The 2848-nt window shown below is 69.6% G+C and carries 3 protein-coding genes; 2 read left to right on the top strand and 1 reads right to left on the bottom strand.

The features are described 5' to 3' along the window. Positions 1 to 475 (top strand): thioesterase domain-containing protein (locus tag ACFWN1_RS32680; RefSeq protein ID WP_384370195.1); only part of this gene is annotated, 475 nt, incomplete at its 5' end. Positions 476 to 742: 267 nt separating this feature from the next. Here the strand turns inward: ACFWN1_RS32680 and ACFWN1_RS32685 are convergent. Continuing rightward, positions 743 to 1681 (bottom strand): cupin domain-containing protein, encoded by a 939-nt coding sequence (locus ACFWN1_RS32685; RefSeq protein ID WP_384370198.1) that lies wholly within the window; start codon positions 1679 to 1681, stop codon positions 743 to 745. A gap of 101 nt (positions 1682 to 1782) precedes the next feature. On the opposite strand from ACFWN1_RS32685, the gene ACFWN1_RS32690 reads away from it, so the two are divergent. After that, complete coding sequence (locus ACFWN1_RS32690; protein ID WP_384370201.1) at positions 1783 to 2724, top strand: MBL fold metallo-hydrolase; 942 nt, start codon at positions 1783 to 1785, stop codon at positions 2722 to 2724. The last annotated feature ends 124 nt before the right edge of the window (positions 2725 to 2848 follow it).

Raw genomic sequence — 2848 nt, forward strand, 5'->3', positions numbered from 1 at the left:
GACCGGCCCGTATCTGCTGCTGGGCTGGTCCATGGGCGGGCTGGTGGCCTTCGAAATGGCCCGGCTGCTCGAACTGCGTGGTGAGCGCCCGGAGATGGTTTTCCTCGTCGAGAGTTACCTCTCCGCACAGCTCCCGGAGTTCGACGAGGACGACGAGCGGGAGAAGCGCGATCCCGTAGCGGAGGAGGACGTGAGCGCCGCCGAGTCGCTCCGGCTGGACCTCCGGCGGCGCGCCAACCACGCCCATCTGCGGGCCGCTCGGGCCTACCGCCCGTCGGGGTACGCCGGCCCGGTCGCACTCGTCCAGGCCGACAGGCAGGACGCGGACTTCCGGCGCACCGCGATCCGCTCCTGGTCCTGTGTCTGTGCCCCCATCCGGCTGACCCACCACGTCCTGGAAGGAGACCACCTGACCCTGTTCGAACCACCGTACGTCACCGAACTCGCCCGCCTGATCGACCGGACGGCACCGTAGCCCACCGGACGACGGCCGCTACGTGGCCCTGGCGTCCCCGCCTTCCACGTCCGGCGCGCAGGCCTTGACGAGCGCTGCTGACCACAGGAGGCCACTGCTTCGCCCCTCCGCGTGAGCAGGATCTCGCCGCCACCGGCGTCAGCCAAGCCGCCTGACCCGGCCACGACCGGGTCGGCCTCGGTGCTCGTTCGCACAAAGTCACTGTGCACACGACTGCGGATGCCATTTCGCCCTGGCCGTGAGCGTCACTGCCCGATCCGACGTCGGTCAGGGGCTTGCGGTGAGAGCGGATCGTTCCGCGGCCTGCGCCCGATACCGCCCCGGTGTGGTGCCGAACTCCCGTTGGAAGGCGTGTGAGAGCGCGTACGGGCTGCCGTAGCCGACTCGGTCGGCGATGGTGGCCAGGGTGTCCGGGGTGTCGCGGAGCAGGGTGGCGGCGCGGATCACGCGCCACCAGGTGAGGTACGCCATCGGAGGCCGGCCGACCAGGGTGGTGAACCGGCGCGCCAGGGTGGGACGGGAGACCCCCGCCTCCGCCGCCAGACGATCGTTGCTCCACGGCGCGGCCGGGTTCGAATGCAGCGCCCGCAGGGCGGCGGCCGCCACCGGGTCGCCCAGTACGCGGGGCCAGGCTCCGCCGGCGGCCTCGGTCATCCAGGCGCGGATCATGTACACGAGGAGGAGGTCGAGCAGGCTCGGGAGCGCCACGCAGGAGCCGGGCCGCATCTCGTCCAGCTCACCGGCGAGCAGATCGATGGCGGCACGGAGTTCGAGGTGGCTGCTCACTCGGCTGGGAAGATGGACGACCTCGGGCAGCTCTGCCATGAGCGGGTGCATGCGACTGCAGTCGAGCCAGTACTTGCCGCAGAGCATCTCCGTCTCGTAGCGATCGGCCCGGGTGCGCGGCTCTGTCTCCACGAGCCATTGCTCGAACGGCACCGCCTCCTTCTCCGCGACCGCCGCATCGACCGGGGAATCGGCGATCACATGGCCTGTGCCATGGGGCAGCAGCACCGCGTCACCCACGCCGAGAGGTACGGGGGCGCTGCCGTCGGTCAGTAGCCAGCAGTGGCCCTTGAGGACGATGTAGAAGCCCGCGCCGTCGTACGGGTCCAGCCGCGCGCACCAGCTCCCGCTTGTCCGAAGCCGGTGGGACCAGGGGTGCCCCAGGTGCACGGCAGAGATCGCATCGCTCACCACATCCATCCATCCAGGATATCCGCCGTGTGAAGGATGAGATGGATTCGTATTTTCTTGAGCTGGATGCACATTGAGACGATCGTTCGGCCGTCCTTAAGGTCGATCACATGACGAACGAGAACGAGAGTGTGCAGAGCATGGTGCTGGGGGACGTCGAGGTCATCCGGGTTGTCGAGTGGCACGAACCGTTCCTGCCTGCCGCCGGCATGCTCCCGGGAGCTGCCGCCGACGTGTGGAAGGACAACGAGGACTGGCTGGCACCGGACCACTGGGAGCCGGACAGCGACCTGGTGGTGCTTGCCTTGCAGAGCTGGGTGCTGCGCAGCGCGGGCCGGACCGTACTGATCGACACCGGAGCGGGAAACGGGCGCGAGCGGCCGGGCATGGGGCCCTTCCACCACTCCCGGAGTGATTTCCTCGGCCTCCTGGCGAGGGCCGGTGTCCGCCCGCAGGATGTCGACATCGTCGTCAACACCCACCTCCACGTCGACCACGTCGGCTGGAACACCGTCGACGTGGACGGGCAGTGGGTACCGGCGTTCCCCAACGCCCAGTACCTCATTCCGGCCGCCGACGACTTCCACTACGGTCCGGACAACGCGTACGGGAACGGCGCGCAGGAGGTCGACCGCCTCATCTACGAAGACAGCATCGCGCCCATCCACCAGGCCGGACAGGCCGTGCTGTGGGACGGCCTCCACCGCATCGACGAACACCTCACCCTGGAGTCCGCACCCGGTCACACTCCCGGCTCATCCGTACTGCGACTCGCATCCGGCAGCGACCGGGCCGTCTTCGTCGGCGATCTGCTGCACAGCCCGGTGCAGATCCTCGAGCCCTGCTGCAACAGCAACGCCTGCCTGGCCCCGGAACAAGCGGTGACCAGTCGCCGTCGGATTCTGGGGAGGGCGGCTGACGAACGGGAGTTGCTCGTGCCCGCACACTTCGGTGGCGCGGGGGCCCTGGAAGTACGACGGGACAGTGACAGGTTCGCCCTCGGCCCATGGGCACCGGCCGGCCGGGAGAAGAGTGCGTCCGCCTCCGGGTGAGCCGCGACCTCACCCGCTCACCGTCCTGCCGCCCCGCCCGTCCTCCGACGCCCTCGACGCCTCGACGGACGGCGCGACCGTCGCCGCCTGCGTCAGCCCGGGACTCCACGGGCCGTGCCGGGTG

Origin of the sequence: Streptomyces sp. NPDC058459, assembly GCF_042721685.1 — a bacterium.
In the GTDB taxonomy this organism is placed as follows: Bacteria; Actinomycetota; Actinomycetes; order Streptomycetales; family Streptomycetaceae; genus Streptomyces.

Coding starts and splice junctions, on each gene's coding strand:
- ACFWN1_RS32690 (WP_384370201.1), top strand. CDS start 1,783: ATGACGAACGAGAACGAGAGTGTGCAGAGCATGGTGCTGGGGGACGTC.
- ACFWN1_RS32685 (WP_384370198.1), bottom strand. CDS start 1,681: ATGGATGTGGTGAGCGATGCGATCTCTGCCGTGCACCTGGGGCACCCC.